This window comes from Streptomyces sp. NBC_01476, from assembly GCF_036227265.1.
GTDB lineage: Bacteria > Actinomycetota > Actinomycetes > Streptomycetales > Streptomycetaceae > Actinacidiphila.
On record NZ_CP109446.1, the window covers coordinates 5,395,656 to 5,414,165 of the forward strand.

General features: G+C 70.4%; 23 protein-coding genes and 2 pseudogenes. 15 read left to right on the forward strand and 10 right to left on the reverse strand.

The annotated features are described in order from the left end of the window. Positions 1–18 precede the first annotated feature (18 nt). Positions 19–723, forward strand: a complete 705-nt coding sequence (locus OG552_RS23660) for a hypothetical protein (protein WP_329136092.1) — start codon at positions 19–21, stop codon at positions 721–723. 227 nt (positions 724–950) lie between these two features. Continuing rightward, positions 951–1,349 (forward strand): VOC family protein, encoded by a 399-nt coding sequence (locus OG552_RS23665; protein ID WP_329136094.1) that lies wholly within the window; start codon positions 951–953, stop codon positions 1,347–1,349. A gap of 68 nt (positions 1,350–1,417) precedes the next feature. On the opposite strand, the gene OG552_RS23670 is transcribed toward OG552_RS23665, so the two are convergent. Then, positions 1,418–2,368: a quinone oxidoreductase family protein gene (locus OG552_RS23670; RefSeq protein WP_329136095.1), complete on the reverse strand. Its 951-nt coding sequence runs from the start codon at positions 2,366–2,368 to the stop codon at positions 1,418–1,420. A gap of 76 nt (positions 2,369–2,444) precedes the next feature. On the opposite strand from OG552_RS23670, the gene OG552_RS23675 reads away from it, so the two are divergent. After that, positions 2,445–3,119 carry a TetR family transcriptional regulator gene (locus OG552_RS23675; RefSeq protein ID WP_329136097.1) on the forward strand — a complete coding sequence of 225 codons (675 nt, stop codon included), beginning with the start codon at positions 2,445–2,447 and terminating at the stop codon, positions 3,117–3,119. Positions 3,120–3,171: 52 nt separating this feature from the next. Here the strand turns inward: OG552_RS23675 and OG552_RS23680 are convergent, their stop codons facing one another. Genes OG552_RS23680 through OG552_RS23690 form a run of 3 tightly spaced genes read right to left on the reverse strand, consistent with a single transcriptional unit; the run spans position 3,172 to position 4,493 of the window. After that, the gene (locus tag OG552_RS23680; protein WP_329136099.1) at positions 3,172–3,384 is read right to left on the reverse strand and encodes a DUF397 domain-containing protein; all 213 of its coding nucleotides are present in this window, start codon (positions 3,382–3,384) and stop codon (positions 3,172–3,174) included. A 58-nt stretch (positions 3,385–3,442) separates the two neighbouring features. After that, on the reverse strand, positions 3,443–3,577 hold the full coding sequence (locus OG552_RS23685; protein WP_329136101.1) for a DUF397 domain-containing protein: 135 nt from the start codon (positions 3,575–3,577) through the stop codon (positions 3,443–3,445). Continuing rightward, positions 3,540–4,493: a helix-turn-helix domain-containing protein gene (locus OG552_RS23690; RefSeq protein WP_329136102.1), complete on the reverse strand. Its 954-nt coding sequence runs from the start codon at positions 4,491–4,493 to the stop codon at positions 3,540–3,542. The genes OG552_RS23685 and OG552_RS23690 overlap by 38 nt, the downstream gene beginning before the upstream one ends. A 154-nt stretch (positions 4,494–4,647) precedes the next feature. Here OG552_RS23690 and OG552_RS23695 point away from each other — a divergent pair, with 154 nt between their 5' ends. Continuing rightward, entirely contained in the window at positions 4,648–4,905 is a 258-nt protein-coding gene (locus OG552_RS23695) for a hypothetical protein (RefSeq protein ID WP_329136104.1), read from the forward strand. A 73-nt stretch (positions 4,906–4,978) separates the two neighbouring features. After that, on the forward strand, positions 4,979–5,359 hold the full coding sequence (locus OG552_RS23700) for a hypothetical protein (RefSeq protein WP_329136105.1): 381 nt from the start codon (positions 4,979–4,981) through the stop codon (positions 5,357–5,359). Positions 5,360–5,367: 8 nt separating this feature from the next. On the opposite strand, the gene OG552_RS23705 is transcribed toward OG552_RS23700, so the two are convergent. Then, positions 5,368–5,730, reverse strand: a complete 363-nt coding sequence (locus OG552_RS23705; RefSeq protein ID WP_329136107.1) for a hypothetical protein — start codon at positions 5,728–5,730, stop codon at positions 5,368–5,370. Positions 5,731–5,897: 167 nt separating this feature from the next. On the opposite strand from OG552_RS23705, the gene OG552_RS23710 reads away from it, so the two are divergent. The 4 genes and pseudogenes from OG552_RS23710 to OG552_RS23725 all read left to right on the forward strand — a co-directional run. After that, positions 5,898–6,758 (forward strand): ribonuclease BN, encoded by an 861-nt coding sequence (locus OG552_RS23710; RefSeq protein WP_329136108.1) that lies wholly within the window; start codon positions 5,898–5,900, stop codon positions 6,756–6,758. 150 nt (positions 6,759–6,908) lie between these two features. Further along, positions 6,909–7,238 carry a nuclear transport factor 2 family protein gene (locus tag OG552_RS23715; protein WP_329136110.1) on the forward strand — a complete coding sequence of 110 codons (330 nt, stop codon included), beginning with the start codon at positions 6,909–6,911 and terminating at the stop codon, positions 7,236–7,238. Positions 7,239–7,354: 116 nt separating this feature from the next. Continuing rightward, a complete protein-coding gene (locus OG552_RS23720) occupies positions 7,355–7,744 on the forward strand; it encodes a hypothetical protein (RefSeq protein ID WP_329136112.1) in 390 nt (129 codons plus the stop codon). Positions 7,745–7,753: 9 nt separating this feature from the next. After that, positions 7,754–8,553, forward strand: a pseudogene (locus OG552_RS23725) (tyrosine-type recombinase/integrase); the annotation flags it as partial. An 83-nt stretch (positions 8,554–8,636) separates the two neighbouring features. Here the strand turns inward: OG552_RS23725 and OG552_RS23730 are convergent. Further along, positions 8,637–9,302, reverse strand: coding sequence for a hypothetical protein (locus OG552_RS23730; RefSeq protein WP_329136114.1), 666 nt, complete (start codon positions 9,300–9,302; stop codon positions 8,637–8,639). A gap of 476 nt (positions 9,303–9,778) precedes the next feature. On the opposite strand from OG552_RS23730, the pseudogene OG552_RS23735 reads away from it, so the two are divergent. Next, positions 9,779–10,108 (forward strand): annotated as a pseudogene (locus tag OG552_RS23735) (ISAzo13 family transposase); the annotation flags it as partial. A gap of 93 nt (positions 10,109–10,201) precedes the next feature. Here OG552_RS23735 and OG552_RS23740 read toward each other — a convergent pair. The 3 genes from OG552_RS23740 to OG552_RS23750 form a co-directional block, all read right to left on the reverse strand. Continuing rightward, positions 10,202–12,439: an MMPL family transporter gene (locus OG552_RS23740; protein ID WP_329136116.1), complete on the reverse strand. Its 2,238-nt coding sequence runs from the start codon at positions 12,437–12,439 to the stop codon at positions 10,202–10,204. A gap of 565 nt (positions 12,440–13,004) precedes the next feature. After that, on the reverse strand, positions 13,005–13,832 hold the full coding sequence (locus OG552_RS23745; RefSeq protein WP_329136117.1) for a transglutaminase-like domain-containing protein: 828 nt from the start codon (positions 13,830–13,832) through the stop codon (positions 13,005–13,007). Further along, positions 13,829–14,803, reverse strand: a complete 975-nt coding sequence (locus tag OG552_RS23750) for a GNAT family N-acetyltransferase (RefSeq protein ID WP_443071011.1) — start codon at positions 14,801–14,803, stop codon at positions 13,829–13,831. The genes OG552_RS23745 and OG552_RS23750 overlap by 4 nt, the downstream gene beginning before the upstream one ends. Before the next feature lie 108 nt (positions 14,804–14,911). Between OG552_RS23750 and fdxA the strand changes: the two genes are divergently transcribed. The 5 genes from fdxA to OG552_RS23775 all read left to right on the forward strand — a co-directional run bounded on the left by fdxA (position 14,912) and on the right by OG552_RS23775 (position 17,761). Beyond that, on the forward strand, positions 14,912–15,232 hold the full coding sequence (gene fdxA / locus OG552_RS23755; RefSeq protein ID WP_003985062.1) for a ferredoxin: 321 nt from the start codon (positions 14,912–14,914) through the stop codon (positions 15,230–15,232). A gap of 123 nt (positions 15,233–15,355) precedes the next feature. Continuing rightward, a complete protein-coding gene (gene dapC / locus OG552_RS23760; RefSeq protein WP_329136121.1) occupies positions 15,356–16,453 on the forward strand; it encodes a succinyldiaminopimelate transaminase in 1,098 nt (365 codons plus the stop codon). Then, positions 16,416–16,883, forward strand: a complete 468-nt coding sequence (locus OG552_RS36485) for a recombinase family protein (protein WP_443071012.1) — start codon at positions 16,416–16,418, stop codon at positions 16,881–16,883. Before dapC ends, OG552_RS36485 begins: the two co-directional genes overlap by 38 nt. Positions 16,884–16,999: 116 nt before the next feature. Then, positions 17,000–17,194 (forward strand): hypothetical protein, encoded by a 195-nt coding sequence (locus OG552_RS23770; protein ID WP_329141394.1) that lies wholly within the window; start codon positions 17,000–17,002, stop codon positions 17,192–17,194. Between the two features lie 9 nt (positions 17,195–17,203). Further along, a complete protein-coding gene (locus tag OG552_RS23775; protein ID WP_329136123.1) occupies positions 17,204–17,761 on the forward strand; it encodes a uridine kinase family protein in 558 nt (185 codons plus the stop codon). A gap of 207 nt (positions 17,762–17,968) precedes the next feature. On the opposite strand, the gene OG552_RS23780 is transcribed toward OG552_RS23775, so the two are convergent. After that, on the reverse strand, positions 17,969–18,406 hold the full coding sequence (locus OG552_RS23780; RefSeq protein ID WP_329136125.1) for an ATP-binding protein: 438 nt from the start codon (positions 18,404–18,406) through the stop codon (positions 17,969–17,971). Positions 18,407–18,510: the final 104 nt, after the last annotated feature.

The following is an 18,510-nucleotide window of genomic DNA, read 5'->3' on the forward strand; positions in this document are numbered from 1 at the left end:
GCCGCAAGGAGAACCCTCGTGCCCAAAGCACCCGCGCTGGTCGGCAAGCTCGCCGAGACCCTCATGGGCCGCCGAGCGCGCCTGCTCGCCACCGAGCGGATCGGACCCGACTTCCTCCACCTCGAATTCCGCGCCGACCCGCCCCCCGGAGGTTGGCGACCCGGCCACGAAGTACAAGTCCGCACCACCCGCACCGAAGGACGCCGCTACACCGTCCGCGAAGTCGACGGCCCCGAGCGCATCACCGTCCTCGCCGTCCTCCACGGCGACGCACCCGGTACGCGATGGCTGCGGGACCTGCACCCAGGCGCGGAGACCACGCTTCTCGCGGGACGCCACGTGCCCCTGAAGCTGACCGGCACTCGTCAGCTGTTCATCGGAGACGGCTCCGCACTCGGCACGCTCGACGCCTGTGCCACCGCCAACCCGCACCCGCCGACCGTGGTGATCGAGGCCCCGCCGGCATCGGTCGCCCAGCTGCGCCGTCGATGGCCCCGCTACGTCTTCCTCCCCGCTCTCCCGGGTGAGCCCGGGGCCACCACCCACAGCTGGCTCGAAGAGACGATCCGTCGCGGAGACCTGGCCGCCATCGACGGCGCGCTCCTCCTCGGACACGCCCAGTCCATCCAACGCCAGCGGCAGATGCTCATCGGCGCGGACGTCGTCGGCAGACACGCGATCACCACCAGGCCTTATTGGGCAACAGGAAAGACCGGCCTCTAGAGCGTGGTGGGCGCGGCGCCGCCCGACAGAACACGAACCATCGGTCCGATCGGTTCCATCCCACCGGAGCCACGCAATGCGTGTCAGACTCACCAGACCCGGCACCATGGCCCAAGCCACCGCCGGCCACCTCCCGACCCTCCAGAGGTTCGCCGGCGAGGTCGTCCCGGCACTACGGGAGGCCGGCGGCCGTGGAGCGGGGGCCACAGAAGGACTGGAGAGAGCCCATGACCCTGCTCGACCACGTCGTCCTGCAAGTCGACGACCTGAACGCCGTCGGCGACTGGTACGACCAGGTCGTCGGCCTGGCCGGGGGTGCGCGGACCTTCGACACGCCGACCCTGATCGGGTACGCCCTGTCCGGGCAGCCAACGCAGCTGTTCTTCTCCCTGGCGACCGACCCCGGTGGTCGCCAGACCCACCTTGCGCTCAGGGTCGAGGACGAGGCGACCGTCCGACGTGTCCACGAGTTCGCCACCGCACGCGGCGGCGAGATCCTCCACGAGCCCCGGCTGTGGCCGGAGTACGCGCCGGACTACTACGCGGTGTTCATCCGCGACCCCGCCGGAAACAACCTCGAATTCAAATGCCAGGCCTCAACGGCACGGCCTGCTGACGCTTCCTGAAAACCGACCCCGCCCTCCGACCCGCCGGCGGCTCAGGGCGAACGGCTCGGGGCGAACGGGGCGGTGCGTTACGGGTGCAGGGTGAGTTTGCCGAAGACGGGGGTTGATTCGAGGCGCTCGTGGGCGCGGTGCGCTTCGGCGAGGGGGATCTGTTCGTCGATGACCGCCTGGAGGTCGCCTCGGGCGGCCTGGCCGAAGAGTTCGGCCGCTGCCGCGCCGACCGTGTCAGCGTCGAAGGAGTTGAGGCTGAAGGCGAAGAGGGTCGGCGAGTGGTGGTAGATGGTCATGAGGGCGGCGAAGGCGTCCGGCGTCGGGACACCTCCGGCAGCCCCGAGGAGCAGGTAGCGGCCGTTGGGCCGCAGCATCTCGATGTGGCGGCCGAGATCCGCCCCGGCGACCGGGTCGACGATGACGTCGTAGGTGTCCGCGCTGCCGTCCTGGCCTGTCGTACGGTCCTGGACATGCGCGACGCCGAGCCCCCGGAGACGATCGCCACGCTCGGGTGACGAGGTGATCGCCGTCACGTCGCCCCCGGACAAGGCGGCCAGTTGCGCGGCCATCACTCCGATACCTCCGCCGGCGCCTCTGACCAGCACCCGTTCGCCTTTTCTGACCCTCGCCCTCTCCAGGCCCAAGCTCGCGACCAGCGCGTTCACGCCGAGCGCGACCGCGTCCGCGGCGCTGACGCCCTCCGGCAGGCGCACGACATCGCGGGTGTCGGCGACGACCGATTCCGCGTAGGCACCCGTCTTCGTCAGCGCGAAGACCCGCCGACCGACCCAGTGTTCATCGACTCCCTCACCGACAGCGGCGACGGTGCCTGCCGCCTCCACGCCGGGGATGAAGCCGGGCTCGGAGAGCGGCTGGTAGTCACCCTTACGGGCCATGACGTCGACATAGCCGACCCCCGCGGCCTCCACCCGGATCAGAACCTGGCCCGGCCCGGGCCGGGGCTCGGCCCGGTCGACGACCCGCAGCACGCGGGAGTCCCCGAACGACGGCACGATGACAGCCTTCATAGCCATGCCCCTTTGCAAAATCTGTCACTGAGTGGCACAAGCCTATCAGAGGCAGATTTTCTGATAGAGTGGCGATATGTCCACAGCCCCCGCGAAGCCGGCCGCCCAACCTCCTGCCTCGCTGCGGGAACGGAAAAAGCAGCGGACCCAGGACGCTCTCGTCGACGCCGCCCTGCGGCTCTTCCAGGAGCGCGGCTTCGCCGAGACGACGCTGGACGAGGTCTGCGCCGAGGTCGAGGTTTCCAAGCGGACGTTCTTCCGCTACTTCGCAAGCAAGGAGGACGTCGTCCTTGCCCCGAGCAACGAGCTGTGGCTGACGTACCAGCGCGAGGTCGAATCCGTCACACCCACCGGCAACCCCGTCTTCGGGACCCTGCAGGAGGCTCTGCTCACCGCGCTCGAAAAGGTGGCAACGCCACGCTGGGCGGAACGAGCTGTCGCCGCCCGGCGACTCGCCGAGACCTCGCCCTCGATCACCGCACACAGCCTCAGCTTCTGCGACCGCGTCAGCAACGAAACCTGGCGGACTGTCTGCACGCGGCTCGACCTGACCGATCCGGAAGACCTGCGCCCACGGCTGGCCCAGGATCTCCTCGTCGCCGCGTTTCACTCCGCCATGGAGCGGTGGGCGAAGCAGCCCGGACCGAAAACCCTCCCCGGCCTGCGCTCCCGGCTGCGGGACACGCTCACCGCGGCAGCACAGGCCACCACCTACACCGGTGCCCCCGCGCTCGACGACGGCCAGGGGTGATCCCGCGCCGGCCTCCGGATCCGGAGGCCGGACCGTGGGCTTTCTTCCTGTCCTATCCGCAGGCCGTGAGGGTCTCGGTACGGAGGGCGGTGAGGAAGGAGTGCCAGGCGGGGGTGGGGAAGAGGAGGGCGGGGCCGGCGGGGTCCTTGGAGTCGCGGACCGGGACGAGGCCGGGGAAGCCGGGGGCGATCTCGACGCAGTTGCCGCCGTTGTTATCGCTGTAGGAGGACTTGAGCCAGTGGGCGTGAGTCAGGTCGGGGGCCATGAGACGAGTGTGGCCCCGCGACTCGCCGGGAGTCACGGGGCCATCACGCCAAGTGCGCTCAGAGGGACGGGAATTCGCCGTTCCGGACGCCGGTGAGGAAGGCGCTCCACGCGTCCGCCGGAAAGACCAGCGCGGGGCCCTCGGGGTTCTTGGAGTCACGAACGGGGACGATGTCCGTGAAGCCGGGGGCCACCTCTACGCAGTTTCCGCCGTTGCTGTCGCTGTAGCTGCTTTTGACCCATTTTGCGGCGCTCAGGTCGTGGGTGTTCATGGTGGCCGTACCCTTCCATTGCCTCACTGATCAGGGCTGCGGAGTTGCTGGCTGACAGAGCGTCCGCCCTGAGCACATCATAGGTCCGCGAGTGTCGGGCGAGGACTTTCGGATCGTCGGTGAAGTGACCGCGATCCAGCGATTCCGAGTACACCCAGTCCTCCCCATCAGGCAGGGTGATCAGCGACATCGGCCTTGTTGCCGGCGTGAGAGCCGACTCCGTGAACGGGACAACCTGGATGCGGATGTTGGGTTGCTTTCCCGCAGTCAGCAGGCGCTCACACTGATCCCGCATGACAGCCGGACCGCCAACCACCCTGCGGATGCAACTCTCGTCCAGCACGACCACTAGCAGTGGCCCCTCGGGATCGTTCAGGTAGCGATGCTGTCGGCTCAGCCGTGCCTTCACCCGCTCGTTGAGGTTCCCGTCCTCGTCGGAAGCGGCGAGGGAGAACAGAGTCCTGATGTACTCCTCGGTCTGCAACAACCCGGGGATCACCTGTGTCCCGTACTCCCGTACGGCGACCGCCTCCGCATCCATCGCCGCGCGTCGTTTGAACCAGTCGGGGTGCTCCACCACCGGGTACCAGTTGATCCGGCGCCAGAGCCGGATCAACAACCCACCGGTCTCCAGCAGTTCGTCGCACGTCTCGACCAGGTTCTTCTGCGGGACCCGCGTGCCCGCTTCGATGCGAGCGATCTGCGAGCGGTCGCACGGAATCTGAGCCGCCAGCTTGGCCTGCGACATGCCCGCGGTGTCGCGCAGGTCCTTTAAGAGTTCGCCGAACGTGTCGGCGGAAGTGGCCAGATCTCCTGCTTCCGGTTTGCGTTTCAGCACGCCAACTCCCCTGTGACAGATGACTGCTGGAACTCCGGTGACGGTGTCCAGCAGCACGGTGTTTGCCCTGTTCAGGGTAGGGGTGCGGGACGATTCTTGTAAGCGGTTGGTCGATATTCGCTTACGCAGAGCACGGAGAACGGGAGCGCACGCGGTGAACGCACAACCCCCTTTTGCGCCGCAGGTGGGCCGGGTCGCCCGGGACACCCAACTTCAGCGGATCGGGCTCGTGCTGTCGGTCGAAGGCGAGCTCGTACGGCTCCGTGCACTGACCAACGGCCGGGTCTGGGAGGCCCCTTTGCCCAGCGTGCGAGGGGTTTCCAACCGGGAGGAGTTAAGCCTGCGGCTCGCGGCGGTGAACGCCAGGACCCTGGCCGGGCTCTCCTCTTCCGAGCCCTATCCGCGCCAGTAGCTCGTACGAAGAGCCGCGCGTGAGCCCATGGCCCGCCTCGTACATCCGTCGCACAACCAGGAAGCCCAGACCGATGACCGACTTCGTCCCCGCCCCGGCCCTCAGGCTCGCCTGCGGCGAGACCCGCGCCGTGCCCGCCCAACTGATCCCCGCCGCACTGATCTTCGCGCCTGCCGGGTCCGTACCCAGTGACGTCGAGCGGGTGGCGCGCTGCACCCTGCAGGCGCACCTCGCGGGCGACCACCACGGGTTCGTCCTCGATCTGCCCGGCCCCGACACCGGGTCGGTCTGGACCACCTGGGCGCCCGGCGGGGAGCCGGCGTCGGTCGCCGTACTCCCGGACTGTCCGGTCGAGGAAGAGGCGACCCATGAGCCGTGCTGCGAGTTCGCGGGCCACCCCGGTGCCCACACCTTCGAGCTCACCGACCCCTGGCCGGGCGCGCCGCGGTGCTGACCCGCCGGTCAGTCGTCCTCGTCGCCGGGCCAGAGCGCGTCGGCCCGTAGCGCCAGGTCCTGCAGGACCTCGGTGGAGGTGACGTCCGTGCGGCCCGCGTCGTGGATGTCGGCGAGCTGGAGGAAGATCAGCGAAAAGGCGCCGGTGAGGCGTTCGATGACCGGGCTGAGCTGGAGACTCAGCGCCTCGCCGAGCTCGGCGGGTGTCGCGTCGGCGGGCAGTTCGATGGTCGGCATCGTCTCGTTGAGCAGCGTACGGACGTTGTCGCCGGAGATGTCCTCGCGGTCCGGGTCCTCCTCCAGCAGGGCCTGCATCTGCTTGGCCTCGGTGAGGATGCCGATGATCCGCCGGACGAAGTCACTGTCTTTCATGTCAGGAGCGTATGTGCCCGGGGGCGGCGGATTGCTGAGGTGCCGTCAAACGGGTGGTGGCGCCGCCTGACCTGTCCGGCGGATGACCTGATCCGTGATGTGCCGGGTTGCGTGCGGGACCCTTCGGCGGGTATCCACTGCGGTGACGGGTGCTGGAGGATGACGCCATGGCGGATCTGCGGGGTGCCTGGGCGCGGTCCGCGGTCGGGCGGATGTGGAAGCAGGGCGCCGAGATCGAGCTGATGCACCGCTCGATGGGCTTCGCCGCGCTCGGCTTCGTCACGCTCATGCCGCTGCTGGTGGTGCTCGCGGCGGCGACGCCGTGGCAGCACGGCACCGGGTTCGCGCAGTGGATCGTGGACGGGATGGGGCTCGGCCCGAAGCCCGCCACGGCCGTACGCAGCCTCTTCGCCGCGCCGCGCAAGGTGCTGAGCACCACCGGCGCGTGGAGCCTGGCGTCGCTGGCGTTCTTCGGGCTCTCCTTCGCGGCGAGCGTGGAGACCGGCTACCGCAAGATCTGGGACTTCCCGCCGAGCCCCTGGCACAGCGAGTGGCGGCGCGCGGTGTGGTTGGCGGCGCTGACCGGCTATCTCTTCTGTGAGGCGCAGAGCGCGACGGTGCTGGGCAGCGGGCTGCCGAGCAGTGCCGTCCGGATCGGCCTCACCTTCGTCTTCGGCGTCCTCTTCTTCGCCTGGGGGCAGCGGTTCCTGCTCACCGGGGACATCGACTTCCGCACGTCGCTGCCGGGCGCGGTCTTCACCATGGTCGGGCTGGGCGGCCTGAGGCTCTTCTCGTCGCGCATCTTCTCGCCGCTGATCATCTCCCAGGCGGTCACCTACGGGCCGGTGGGCACCGTCCTGATGGTGGTGACCTGGCTGATCGGGGTGGGGTTCGTGGTCTTCGGGGCGGCGCTGCTCGGCCGGCAGGTGATCGAGGTGCGGGCGCTGCGGCACGGGATCGAGCTGCCGGGCCCGCGCAAGGAGGGCCTGGCGGAGGGGACGGAGCCGAGCGTGCGGGGCGGCGGGTAGCGGTCCGGTGGAGCCCGGCGGCGGGCCGGGGTGACGGGTCCGCCGTGTCGCCGGGCCGGGGTGACGGGTCCGCCGTGTCGCCGGGCCGGGCTCCGCGCCGGACGGTATAACGGCGAAAGTCCCCTGCCCGCTATGTATTGGTGGCCGACCATGAGCAACCCCGTCACGCTCCCCGTACCGATCGCCGCCGCCCTGGAGGCGGCGAACGCCGGCAACATCGAGGACTTCCTGCACGCCTTCGCCGACGACGGCGCGGTGGACGACTGGGGCCGCGTCTTCCGCGGGCACGACGCCATCCGGCGGTGGAGCGACGGGGAGTTCATCGGGAAGCAGGTCGTGCTGGAGGTGACCGGCGTACGGACCGAGGGCCCCACGACGACGGTGAGCGCGCAGGTGGGCGGGAACGGCTTCAACGGGCCGTCGGACTTCGCGTTCACGGTGGCGGGGGACCGGGTGACGCTGATGCGGATCACCGGCTGACACGGCGCCGGCCGGGCGGGGCGCCCGGTGAATCGGTGGCCAACTGGCGCCGAACCTCCGGTACCTGGCCGGAATGGGACCCCACCCTGGCCGGGAACCGGGCCTAGGCTCGATGGATGACCCGCAGCAGCAGAACACCGCGGCAACTGGTCGTCGGCGACGAGACATTCCTCTGGGCGGTCGGGCATGAGCACCGCGCCGACGGCCCGCGGGGGTACGAGGACTGCCGCGAAGTCCTCGTCCTGCGCCGGCCCGGCTCCCTGGGCCGGCTCCGTATCGTCTTCGCGGGCGGCCCCGGCCACCTGGTGCCGGACGGCCTCACCCCGTCCGGCTGTGTCGGCGTCACCCATGGCCCCGCGCTCAACCTCCACGAACCCGGCACCGTACGCGCCCTGCTGGACGAGGCACGGGCCCGCGGCTCGCGGATCGCCGGGGAGACGACGGAGGAGATCGACGGCTGGGCGCTGTTCGCCTCCGTGGCGGCGGTCCGCCAGACCCGCGGCTAGCCGGGTCACAAGCTGCTCTCTCCGCTGACGCTCACCTGCATCCACTCCGTGCTCAGTCCGCTCTGGAGCACTCTGTCCGCGAGGAAGAGATCCCGCGCAACGTCGCCCGCAACGTCCGCACCGGCACCCCGCCGGCCCCGCCGCGTCGAACCCCTCACCGCCGAGGAAGCCCGCGAGTTCCTGGCCGCCGCCAACGGTCACCGATTGGAGCCGCTGTTCGAACTCGCTCTGCACACCGGCCTCCGCAAAGGCGAACTCCCCGGCCTCACCAGTGGCACCGCCAACACCCGCCGCACCCTCCAGCGCGCCAACAGCCGAGGACTGGCCACACTGCCGACCAAGACCATCAGCTCCGAGCGGCGCATTGACCTGCCGGCGTCTTGTGTCACCTCTCTCTCCGCGCACACCTCGCCCGGCAAGCGAAAAAGAAGGAGCAGGCCAGTCCGAACTGGCAGGCCAGTGGTCACGTCTTCACGCGGCCGGGTGGGGACCCGATCGAGCCCGCCACCCTCACCCGGCACTTCCACGCACTGCTCCGTGAGGCGTGCCTCTGGCCGATCCGGTTTCACGACTTCCGCCACTCGACGGCAACGCTGCTCCTGGAGCAGGGCGTGGAACTTGTGGTCCTCAAGGAACTGCTGGGCCACGCTCACATCGGGGTGACCGCGACGGTGTACGCACACGTCCGCCTCCGCCTCCAGCGCCAGGCCATCGACCTCCTCGGCCACGCCCTCGGCACCCTCGATCAGGCCTCTCCCGAGCCTGCCGACGGCGACGACCCGCCGTTTTGTGCAGCCTCCGTCCGCTGACGTTGCCGTCAACTACTGCCGTCAAACCCCAGAGGCCCCGTCGGAAAGTCATTCCGACGGGGCCTCCTTTCCATCACCAAGGGCTATTCCTGCCGCACTTTTGCAAGTTTGTGAAAGGAGATCTGGCCGTCGACAATCTCATGGAGCGAATCAACATTCTCAGCCTTTGCCGATAGCCCCTCAAGCCATTCATCTCCCGAGGTCCAATTAATCGGAAGTCGCGACTTAGGCCACTTCGCCAGGAGCTCCTGCGCGAGTTGGATACTCTCCCTGGCGATATCAATTGAGCCACTTGCCGCAGGGATGAGGACGCTGTCCTCAACTTCATTCACCGCAGGCGGGCCACCTTGGGCTTGCCGGGAGACCGCGAAGGAACGCAACTCTCGGACGACGTCCTCAAACGTCGGCGGCAAATCCAGACTCAACCGCGCCTGCTCGGCCAGTCGCCTAGCAGCGTCAGAGTAGTCTTCCACGTGGCGAGAGAAATTAACGGACTCCTGCACCCCTGAGCTCGTGACGAGACGCTGGCCAAGAGTCAGGGAGATGACTGGAAACTCTCGAGTGAGAGCATGGATGTGTGCGGTCGGGAAGTACGCATCGCCCGAGCTAGATCGGTCGAGCGTGACCCCTTGAAGCACAGGTCCAATACGCCTGAGCAGTCTCAAAGGCCGCCAGACATCGAAACCTGGGTACAGAGCCGCCCAGTCCTTAGTAACCCGCTTGACAGTCGCTGCATCCACCTTGCTCACGGGTTCACCTCCACTGTCAGATTCACGCCTGGGACGTTTAGGACATTCTTGTCCGCCTGCCACTTTCCGATCCCTTGACCGGGGTTCTTGACGAACTTGTAGCCGTACACGATACCTGCGGCCGGATCGAACACATCTGGTCGGGCGCTCCCCGCCGTGCCTCTCGGAACGGGCACTCCTCTCAAGTAGCTTTGCTCGGTAATCAGACCACGATTTCCATAGATGCCCTGGTAGCGAGTGAGGAGAGTGTCGGCATAAGCATGCTTAGCAGTACCCGAGACTGCCCCACTGCCGCCCAGTCGGGCTTGAGCGTGAGTGGCGATCGCTTGCACGAGGTCCGCATTAGAGGGGTTCGTCGACCCGTTGCAGGAGCAGGCAGCTCCATTCGGAGCAGTTCCACCATTGCAGTTATGGACCAAGATCGGCGTGCCGCCCGCAAGCAGGTGTGTCCAATCAACGGCTGATCTGGCACGAGCCTGTCGCGGGAGGCAAGGGGTCAACTCCCCCTGCGGTTTGAGGTGTTGTTCCTGCATCTGGATGAGCGGCAGCGGCGTCTGCTGATGTGGACCGAGGACAGGATGCTTGGCCACGGTGGGATCCGTGCAGTTGCCGCGGCAGCCGGGACAAGCGAGGCAACGGTCCGCAAGGGTGTGGACGATCTGGAGGAGGGAGCCGGGCCTCTCGGAAGGGTCCGCCGGCCCGGCGGGGAGCGGAAGAGAGCCGAACAGGTCGATCCCGGGCTGCGACCGACGCTGTTGGCCCTGGTTGAGCCGGGCGTGCGCGGTGATCCGATGTCGCCGCTGCGGTGAACGACCAAGTCGACCAGGGGCTGTTCGAGGTTCGGATCATGTGGCTGTTGCTCATCTCCTCAGCCACATGATCCGAACCTCGAAAAGCCCCTAGGGCACCGGGACCCGGTCGGCGGGGGCGGCCGTGGCGGCCGGCTCGTCCGCGGCCTCGATGGAGAGGTTCGGCAGGACGCGGTCCAGCGTGCGCGGCAGGGACCAGTTCGCCGGGCCGAGCAGGTGCATGATCGCCGGGACCAGCACGCTGCGGATCAGCAGCGCGTCCACGAAGACGGCGAAACCGAGGCCAAAGCCGAACTCCTGGAGGATCCGCTCGCCGCTGAGCAGGAAGGAGCCGAAGACCAGCACCATGATGACCGCCGCGGCCACGATGATCTGACCGCTCTTGGCCTGGCCGAACGTGATCGCACGGTGGTTGTCGCGGATCGCGCCGGCCCGCTCCGTGGCGCCCGGCTGCCCGTGGCGCCTGTGGTGCCACTCCTCCTGGATCCGGGAGACCAGATAGACCTCGTAATCCGTGGAGAGCCCGAAGAGCACGGAGAACATCAGCACCGGGATGAAGGCGTCGATCGGCGCGGTCCCGGTCAGGCCGAGCAGCGCGTGGCCCCAGCCCCAGTTGAAGACGGCGTTCAGCGTGCCGAGGGCGGCGCCGATGGAGAGCAGGTTCATCACCGAGGCGACCAGCGGTATGAGCAGGCTGCGGAAGACGGCCATCAGCAGCAGGAACGACAGGACGACCACCACCGCGACGAAGAGCGGCAGTTTGTCCGACAGCACCCGGGAGAAGTCGATGTCGGTGGCGGTCACGCCCCCGATGTGCACGTCGAGGCGGGTGCCCTGCTCACTGCGGGGGGCCACGGTGTTCCGCAGGTCGTTGACGAGGGTGACGGTCTGCTCGGACTGCGGGCTGGTGGCCGGGTAGAGGGTGGAGAGCACCACCGTGCCGTTCGGCGAGGTCACCCCGGGCGTCACCGAGGCGACGCCCGGCGTGCCGGCCGCCGCCTTCAGGAAGTGGTCGAAGGCGGTGACATCGGCGGGGGAGGAGACCTGGCCGACCACCTCCAGCGGCCCGTTGAACCCCGGGCCGAAGCCCCGGGCCAGCGCGACATCGGCCTGGTGGGTGGTGTGGCCGGCCGGGTCGGTGCTCGCGTCGGAGGAGCCGAGCCGCAGCCCGAAGAGCGGCAGGGCGATGACGGCCACCACGGCCAGCGAGGCCACCGTGACGAACGCCCTGCGCGCCTCGACGCCGGTCGCCCACCGCAGCCAGAAGCGGGTGGCCTCGGTGGGGTGGGGGCCGTGGGCCGCGAGCGCGGCGCGCTCCCGGCGGGAGAGCACCTTGGGGCCCAGGAAGCCGAGCATGGCGGGCAGGAAGGTGAGCGAGGTGGCCATGGTCAGGGCCACCGCTATGGCGGACGACAGGGAGAGCCCATAGAGGAAGGTGACACCCAGCGCGAACTGGCCGAGCAGCGCGATGCACACCGTGAGGCCGGCGAACAGGACCGTACGGCCCGAGGTGTTGACGGCCTGGGCCGCCGCGTCCTCGTAGGAGAGGCCGGCCTTCACCGCGCCGCGGTGGCGGCCGATGATGAAGAGCCCGTAGTCGACCCCGACGCCCAGGCCGATGAGCACGGCCAGGTCGGTGGAGACACTGGCCACGTCCATGGTCCGGGTGAGCAGGCTGATCAGCGAGGTGCCGATCAGCAGCGCGAGGACGGCGGTCAGCAGCGGCATCAGCGAGGAGAAGAGCGCGCCGCCGAAGACGATCAGCAGGATGACCAGGGCGGCGACGACCCCGACGCCGATGGACAGGCCCGGGCCCGATCCCTCGGAATTGGAGATGGACGAGCCGGCGAGCGAGACGTGGACGTCCGCGCCGTCGGCCGAGCGGGCGGCGGCTATCAGGTGCTTCGCGTCGGTGTCGGTGACGTGGGCGGCGGGCTTCGACCAGGTGACCGTGGCGAAGGCCACGGTGCCGCCGCGGCTGATCTGCGCGGCGCCCGCCTTCGCGTACGGGCTGCCGACGGACTCCACGCCAGGGACCTCGGCGACCCGGGTCAGGGCGGCGGTGACCTTGTGCTCCACCGCGGCGGACCGGACGGTGGCGCCGTGCGCGGTCTCGAAGACGACCTGGTCGCCTTCGCCGGAGGCGGCCGGGAAGTTCTTGGCCAGCAGCGAGACGGCGGCCTGCGAGTCGGTGCCGGGCAGGTTGAAGTTGGAGTTGAAGTCGCTGCTGATCGTGTGGCTCAGCCCGAGTACGACGACCAGGGCCACCAGCCAGCCGGTGACCACTCTCCTGCGGTGTACGAAGCACCAGCGGGCCAAGCGAACCATGGGGCGTTCCTCCGGGCGGTCTGCGGCGGGACCGCCGGTGCGGGTCCCGTGTCCGACCACCACGATTCCGGACGGAGCCGGATTCACCATCAACCCGTGCTCTGACTTCCGGGTGGAAATCCCGGGCCCTGTCTCCACCCCAGGGTGGGCCCGGCCGCGGCGCCCGGGCGCGGCTGCCCGGGCGCGGCTGCCTGGCCGCGGCTGCCTGGGCGCGGCTGTCACGCCGGGCTGCCCCGGCAGGCGCTCGCCCGCCGGGCGTGATCGCGGGCCGGGCACGCGGTGCCGGGCCGGCGCGGGCCCGGAGTGGGCGGGGTGCCGGGCCGGGCACGGGGTGCCGGGCTGGGTGCGGTGCCGGGCTGGGTGCGGTGCCGGGCCGGGCACGGGGTGCCGGGCTGGGTGCGGTGCCGGGCCGGCGCGGGACCGGAGTGGGCGGGGTGCCGGGCTGGGTGCGGTGCTGGGCCGGGCGCGGGCCTGGAATGGGCGGGGCGTCGGGGCGGGCGCGGGTCGCCGCCCGGGCGACCACCGCCCGGGCCCCCGGCAGCGGCGGGGCGGCTGGGGCGAGGGTTTAGTTGAGCATGGCGCGGGCGCCGCGGGCTGCCGCGCGGATTCCGGCCGCGGACTCGGGGTCGAACGCGCCGATCACGTCGGCGTACTCCTCCATCTCCGCCGCACCGCCCAGGAAGTCGCCCATCTTGACCAGGAGCTGGGCCCGCTGGAGCCGCAGCTTCGCCGGGTGCCGCGGCAGCAGCAGCGTCAGGTCGAACGTCCACAGCTGGACCGGCCGGTGCTCGGGGCGCGGCGCCGCCCACGCCCGGATGTTGTTGAGGATGCGCTGCACGATGTCCAGCGGATCGGCCGGGGCGAGCATCGCCGCCTCCAGCGGACCGCCGGTCACCGTCGCCACCATCAGCTCGGTGTCCGCCTCGGAGAGCACCTGCCCGCCCTCGAACGGATCGACCAGCACGTACGACCCCGCCGGATCGCCGAAGCCGACCACGAAATGCCCGGGGAGCGCGACCCCGTAGACCGGCGCGCCGGCCCGCCGCGCCACCTCGATCCACACCACCGACAGCAGGATCGGCAGCCCGCGCCGGCGCCGCAGCACCTCCTGGAGCAGGGACGAGGAGAGCTTCTGGTAGTCGGCCGCCACCCCCCGGAAACCGTGGCCCGCCCCCAGCACCCGGTGCAGCGCGTTCGCCCAGTCCAGCGGGGTGCTCAGCCCGTACGGGAGCAGCCCGGCCAGCCGGTCCAGCTCGATCTGGGCGAGGTCGCAGGCCGGTCCGTCCAGCGCGGGATCCGCCTCGGCCCCGATGAGCAGGCACAACTCCGCGAGGTCGGGCCGCTCCTCGCGGGCCGCCGCCGCGAAACGGTCGCGCACCGAGGGCGTCGTCATGCCGCTGGTCGGCGGTAGTGGTAGCCGCTGTGGTCGAGGAAGCCGAGCCGGTCGTAGAGCGCCCGGGCAGCCACGTTGTCCGCCTCCACCTGAAGGTGCGCGGCGACGGCGCCCTCCGCGTACGCCCGCCGGGCCAGCGCGCCCATCACCGACCGGGCCAGCCCGCGCCGCCGCATCTCCGGCGCCACCTCCACCGCCCCGAACAGCGCCCATGCGCCGTCCACCGCGACGCGCCCGATCACGCCGGGGGCGCTCGCGAACCACACCGAGGGCCCGCCCGACAGCACCTTCAGCGCCGCGCCGGCAAGTTCCCCGGTCCGGTGGTAGGCGGCCGTCCAGGCCGCGTCGGGGGTACGCGAGAGGGTCACGTCGTCACCGCCGGGCAGCGAGGTGAGCGGCGCCAGCGGCGCGGTGCGCATCAGGGTGTCCGCCTCCCGTATCCACCCCCGCTCGTCCAGCGCCGGCACGAAGGGGGAGGTGTCCGGCACCTGAAGGTACGGGGTCAGACCGCGTTCGCCGTACCACCGCCGTACGTACGCCAGCGCCTCGTCCACCGGGCGGTCCGGCGCGCCGCCGACCAGGACCGAGTTGGCCCGCCGGGTGAAGCCGCCGGCCGCCCGCAGCGTCCAGCCGCCGAGCGGGGACGTCTCGGTGGCAGGCCAGGAACGGGAGGCGATGGCGGCCAGCTCCTCAGCCGTCACAGCAGGCACGGCAATCCCACGCCTTACCGGGGCCGCGGGCACGACCTTGCCCGCCACCAGCAGTTTTTCCGGAATCCTTACCGTCTCCCCGGTCCGTCGCGTGACGCACACCACTCCCGCGTCCCACGATGCGAGAACGCCCACCGTGTCGGTGAACGTGGGATGCCCGTCGGCAAGCTCCGCCAGTTGCCGGACCGAGACGCGTTTTCCCACGTCAGCGGGGGTGACCCGGATTTCGAGCCGTGCTCCGGACGAGAAATCCCCTGGCATGCATGCCCCTCCTGTTCGGATCGTGCCCCGGAACGGAGATACTAGGTGCGGGCATCGACGACGCCGCGCTCCCGCGCGAGATGAGCCCTATCGAGGAGGAACGACAGCGTGACCTACGTCATCGCGCAGCCTTGTGTCGACGTCAAGGACAAGGCGTGCATCGAAGAGTGCCCGGTTGACTGCATTTACGAGGGCTCCCGGTCCTTGTACATCCACCCGGACGAATGCGTCGACTGTGGAGCATGCGAGCCGGTCTGCCCGGTCGAGGCCATCTTCTACGAGGACGACACCCCGGAGGAGTGGAAGGACTACTACAAGGCGAACGTCGAGTTCTTCGACGAGCTCGGTTCGCCCGGTGGCGCCTCCAAGCTCGGCCTGATCGAGCGCGACCACCCCTTCATCGCCGCACTTCCCCCGCAGAACGGCTGAGGCCGCGCGGGGAGTTCCACCGCCGGGCCCCGTACGGCGAGTGCCGTACGGGGCCGTGGTGTTTCCCCCAGCCGGCGCCCGGCCGGTGATCAGGCACGTACAGGCACGAGCGAGAGTGAACCGTTGAGCATCTCCGCCCGCCTCCCGGTGTTCCCGTGGGACCGCCTGGAGCCGTACAAGGCAGCGGCGTCCGCGCACCCCGACGGCATCGTCGACCTGTCGGTCGGCACGCCGGTCGACCCGGTGCCCGACGTCATCCGGCAGGCGCTGGCCGCCGCCGCCGACAGCCCCGGCTACCCGCTGACCTACGGCACGGCGGCGCTGCGGCAGGCCGTCGTCCGTTATCTGCGCGACCGGCACAGGGTGGCGGGCGCGGACCCGGCGGCCGTACTGCCGCTGATCGGCTCCAAGGAACTCGTCGGCTGGCTGCCGCTCCTTCTCGACCTGCGCGAGGGCGACCAGGTCGGCTACCCGGCGCTGGCCTACCCGACGTACGAGATCGGCGCGCTGGTCGCCCGTGCGGAGCCGGTGACCTATGACGACCCGGTGGCGGAGCTGGACCCGGCCCGGGTGAAGGTGCTCTGGCTGAACAGCCCGTCGAACCCCACCGGCCGGGTGCTCGGCGCGGCCGAACTGCGGCGGATCGTGGCGTGGGCGCGGGAGCACGGCATCCTCGTGGTCTCCGACGAGTGCTACATCGAGCTGGGCTGGGAGGGTACGGAACCGGTCTCGGTGCTGCACCCGGACGTCTGCGGTGCGACCCACGACGGGCTGATCGCCGTCCACTCGCTCTCCAAGCGGTCCAACTTCGCGGGCTACCGCGGCGCCTTCCTCGCCGGTGACCCGGCGGTGGTGAGCGAGCTGCTCGCGGTGCGCAAGCACGTCGGCATGATCGTGCCGCAGCCGGTCCAGGCGGCGATGATCGCGGCGCTGGACGACACGGCGCACGCGGTGGAGCAGAAGCGGAGGTACGGGCGGCGGCGCGGGGAGTTGCGCGGGGCGCTCGAAGCGGCGGGGTTCCGTATCGAGCACAGCGAGGCGAGTCTGTATCTCTGGGCGACGCGCGGGGAGGACTGCTGGGAGACGGTGGGGGATCTGGCGAAGCGGGGCATCCTGGTGGCGCCGGGCTCCTTCTACGGGGATGCGGGGGCGGCGTTCGTGCGGGTTGCGCTGACCGCGACGGATGAGCGGGTGGCGGCGGCGGTGGCGCGGCTCGCCTGAGCGGGCGGTGCGCTTGCCTCCGGCGGTGGTCGCGTGCGGCGCCGTCGTGGCTGCTCGCGCAGTTCCTCGCGCCCCTTTGGGGTCCTGCCTTGTGCTGGCGGTGACTTGGTGCGGCGCGGTCGTGGTTGCTCGCGCAGTTCCTCGCGCCCCTTTGGGGCACGCACCTGGGGGGTCCGCCTTCCTCGCCGCTGGCGACACCCTGGTGGTGCCCGTTCTCGACCGGTACGGCCGCTCTCTTCAGGACCTGATCACGATGGTCGGCGAATTGCGCAAGCAGGAGATCGGGTTTACCTCGCTGCACGAGCGGCCGACACCACCACGCCCGGCGGGCGGCTGGTATTCGACGTCTTCGATGCGCCGGCGGAGTGCCGGCTCGTCGTCGTGGCGTCCCCGGTCGAGTTGGTCGGCCGCGCGATTGAGGGCGCGGTAGCAGCCCGGGGCGTCCCCGGCCTTGGCCAGGGCGCGGGCCTGGCCGGCACTTTGCTGACGGCGCTTGTCCTCGCCCACGGCCCAGGGGTCTTTCTCGCTCCCAGCATGAACCGGGGCATGTGGGAGAGCCCAGCCACTGTCCGGGCCGTCACGGCCCTGCGAGCCGACGGTCACCACGTCCTCGAACCCGTCCCCACCGTGTCGCTCGCGGACGGCCTGCCAGCGACCGCCGTCGGCCCCGTCCCCGGCACCATCCTCACCACCGTGGCCCGGCTTGCCCAGCACCGAACGGGCCTGCGCGCCTCGCCGTAAGCTCCCCGCATGACTGCAGCCGCACCACCGATGCCGGCGCTGGCCGGCGGCGCCGGTTCCGGGAAGTCCACCCTCGCCGTCGCCCTTGCCGAAGCCCGGCCGGGCGCGTACGTGGTCCATCTGGACGACTACTACCACCACGACCCGGACCGGGCTCCTTCCGTGCCGGTCATCGGCGGACCCGGCCGGACGGTCGACTACAGCGACCCCGGGGCCATGGACCTCGACCGTATCGACGCGGCGATCGGCGACGCCCCCCGCGACGCCACCTTTGTCGTCGTCGAGGGCACGTTCGCCCTGGCCCTGCCCACGGTCCGCGACCGGGCCCGCTGGACCGCCTTCGTTGACACCCCCGCCGATGTCCGGATCGTACGAAAAGCCCTGCGCAAACTGGATCAGGACAGTGAGGCAGCCCGTCGCAGCCTCGCCGGCTACCTCCTCCGCGGCCGGGACGCACACGAACTCCACGTCGCACCAGGCGCCCACTCGGCAGACCTCGTCCTCGACGGCATGAAACCCACTCCCGACCTCGTCCAGCGCCTTCTCAAGGCAACCGTGCCGGGCTGAGGGAGGCGGGGGCGGCGGTGGGGCGGCTCGCCTGACCGGGCGGTGCGTTTGCCTCCGGCGGTGACTTGGTGCGGGGCTGTCGTGGTTGCTCGCGCAGTTCCTCGCGCCCCTTTGGGGCACGTCTGTCCGGGGGCCGAGGGGGAGGGGTGGGGAAAAGGGGAGTGGGCGGCAGCCGGGGAGGCGCCGCCCACTGGGGGAGGGGTGGGGTCAGGAGAGGGGGAGGGCGGTCAGGGGGAGGGCGTCGAGGGGGAGGGTGCCGGTGTTGGGGAGGGCGGCGGCGGGGAGCGAGCCGCCCGCGGACTCCGTGGTCGCGCCGAGGACCCGGCCGGCGGAGTCACTGGCGTGGCCCGCGGTCTGCTGGGCGACGGGCAGCGCCGTCTTCGCGGTGGTGCCGACGACCCGGTCGGTGGCCGGCAGGGACGTCTTCATCGCCTGGGTGCCGGCGTCGGCCGCCATCACACTGGCCTGGTGCGACGCGCCGGCCACGCTGGTGCCGAGGTCGGCGCCGTCCAGGTTGCTCAGCCCGCCCAGGTCCGGCGTGGGCAGGGCGGCGGCGTGCGCGGCGCCGGCCCCGATCAGAGGAGCGGCGGCAGCGCCGAGCAGCAGGGCGGCCTGGGCGATCCGGCGCGGGAAGGGGAGGGACATTTTGCGTGATACTCCTTCAACGGACTTCGCGGACGTGGTGACTACCGCGTGGCGGCTCGGAAGGTTTCGGGCGCCAAAGGTAAAGAGTCCGCAATGCGTCGCAT

Bases quoted from the DNA above. Each gene is read 5' to 3' on its own strand.
- OG552_RS23700 (WP_329136105.1), top strand. From the start codon at position 4,979: ATGACCGACTTCGTCCCCGCCCCGGCCCTCAGGCTCGCCTGCGGCGAG.
- OG552_RS36485 (WP_443071012.1), top strand. From the start codon at position 16,416: ATGAGCGGGTGGCGGCGGCGGTGGCGCGGCTCGCCTGAGCGGGCGGTG.
- OG552_RS23750 (WP_443071011.1), bottom strand. From the start codon at position 14,803: ATGCCAGGGGATTTCTCGTCCGGAGCACGGCTCGAAATCCGGGTCACC.
- OG552_RS23675 (WP_329136097.1), top strand. From the start codon at position 2,445: ATGTCCACAGCCCCCGCGAAGCCGGCCGCCCAACCTCCTGCCTCGCTG.
- OG552_RS23780 (WP_329136125.1), bottom strand. From the start codon at position 18,406: ATGTCCCTCCCCTTCCCGCGCCGGATCGCCCAGGCCGCCCTGCTGCTC.
- OG552_RS23670 (WP_329136095.1), bottom strand. From the start codon at position 2,368: ATGAAGGCTGTCATCGTGCCGTCGTTCGGGGACTCCCGCGTGCTGCGG.
- OG552_RS23720 (WP_329136112.1), top strand. From the start codon at position 7,355: ATGACCCGCAGCAGCAGAACACCGCGGCAACTGGTCGTCGGCGACGAG.
- OG552_RS23680 (WP_329136099.1), bottom strand. From the start codon at position 3,384: ATGGCCCCCGACCTGACTCACGCCCACTGGCTCAAGTCCTCCTACAGC.
- OG552_RS23740 (WP_329136116.1), bottom strand. From the start codon at position 12,439: ATGGTTCGCTTGGCCCGCTGGTGCTTCGTACACCGCAGGAGAGTGGTC.
- OG552_RS23775 (WP_329136123.1), top strand. From the start codon at position 17,204: ATGACTGCAGCCGCACCACCGATGCCGGCGCTGGCCGGCGGCGCCGGT.
- OG552_RS23715 (WP_329136110.1), top strand. From the start codon at position 6,909: ATGAGCAACCCCGTCACGCTCCCCGTACCGATCGCCGCCGCCCTGGAG.
- OG552_RS23770 (WP_329141394.1), top strand. From the start codon at position 17,000: ATGTGGGAGAGCCCAGCCACTGTCCGGGCCGTCACGGCCCTGCGAGCC.
- OG552_RS23705 (WP_329136107.1), bottom strand. From the start codon at position 5,730: ATGAAAGACAGTGACTTCGTCCGGCGGATCATCGGCATCCTCACCGAG.
- OG552_RS23710 (WP_329136108.1), top strand. From the start codon at position 5,898: ATGGCGGATCTGCGGGGTGCCTGGGCGCGGTCCGCGGTCGGGCGGATG.
- OG552_RS23745 (WP_329136117.1), bottom strand. From the start codon at position 13,832: ATGACGACGCCCTCGGTGCGCGACCGTTTCGCGGCGGCGGCCCGCGAG.
- OG552_RS23665 (WP_329136094.1), top strand. From the start codon at position 951: ATGACCCTGCTCGACCACGTCGTCCTGCAAGTCGACGACCTGAACGCC.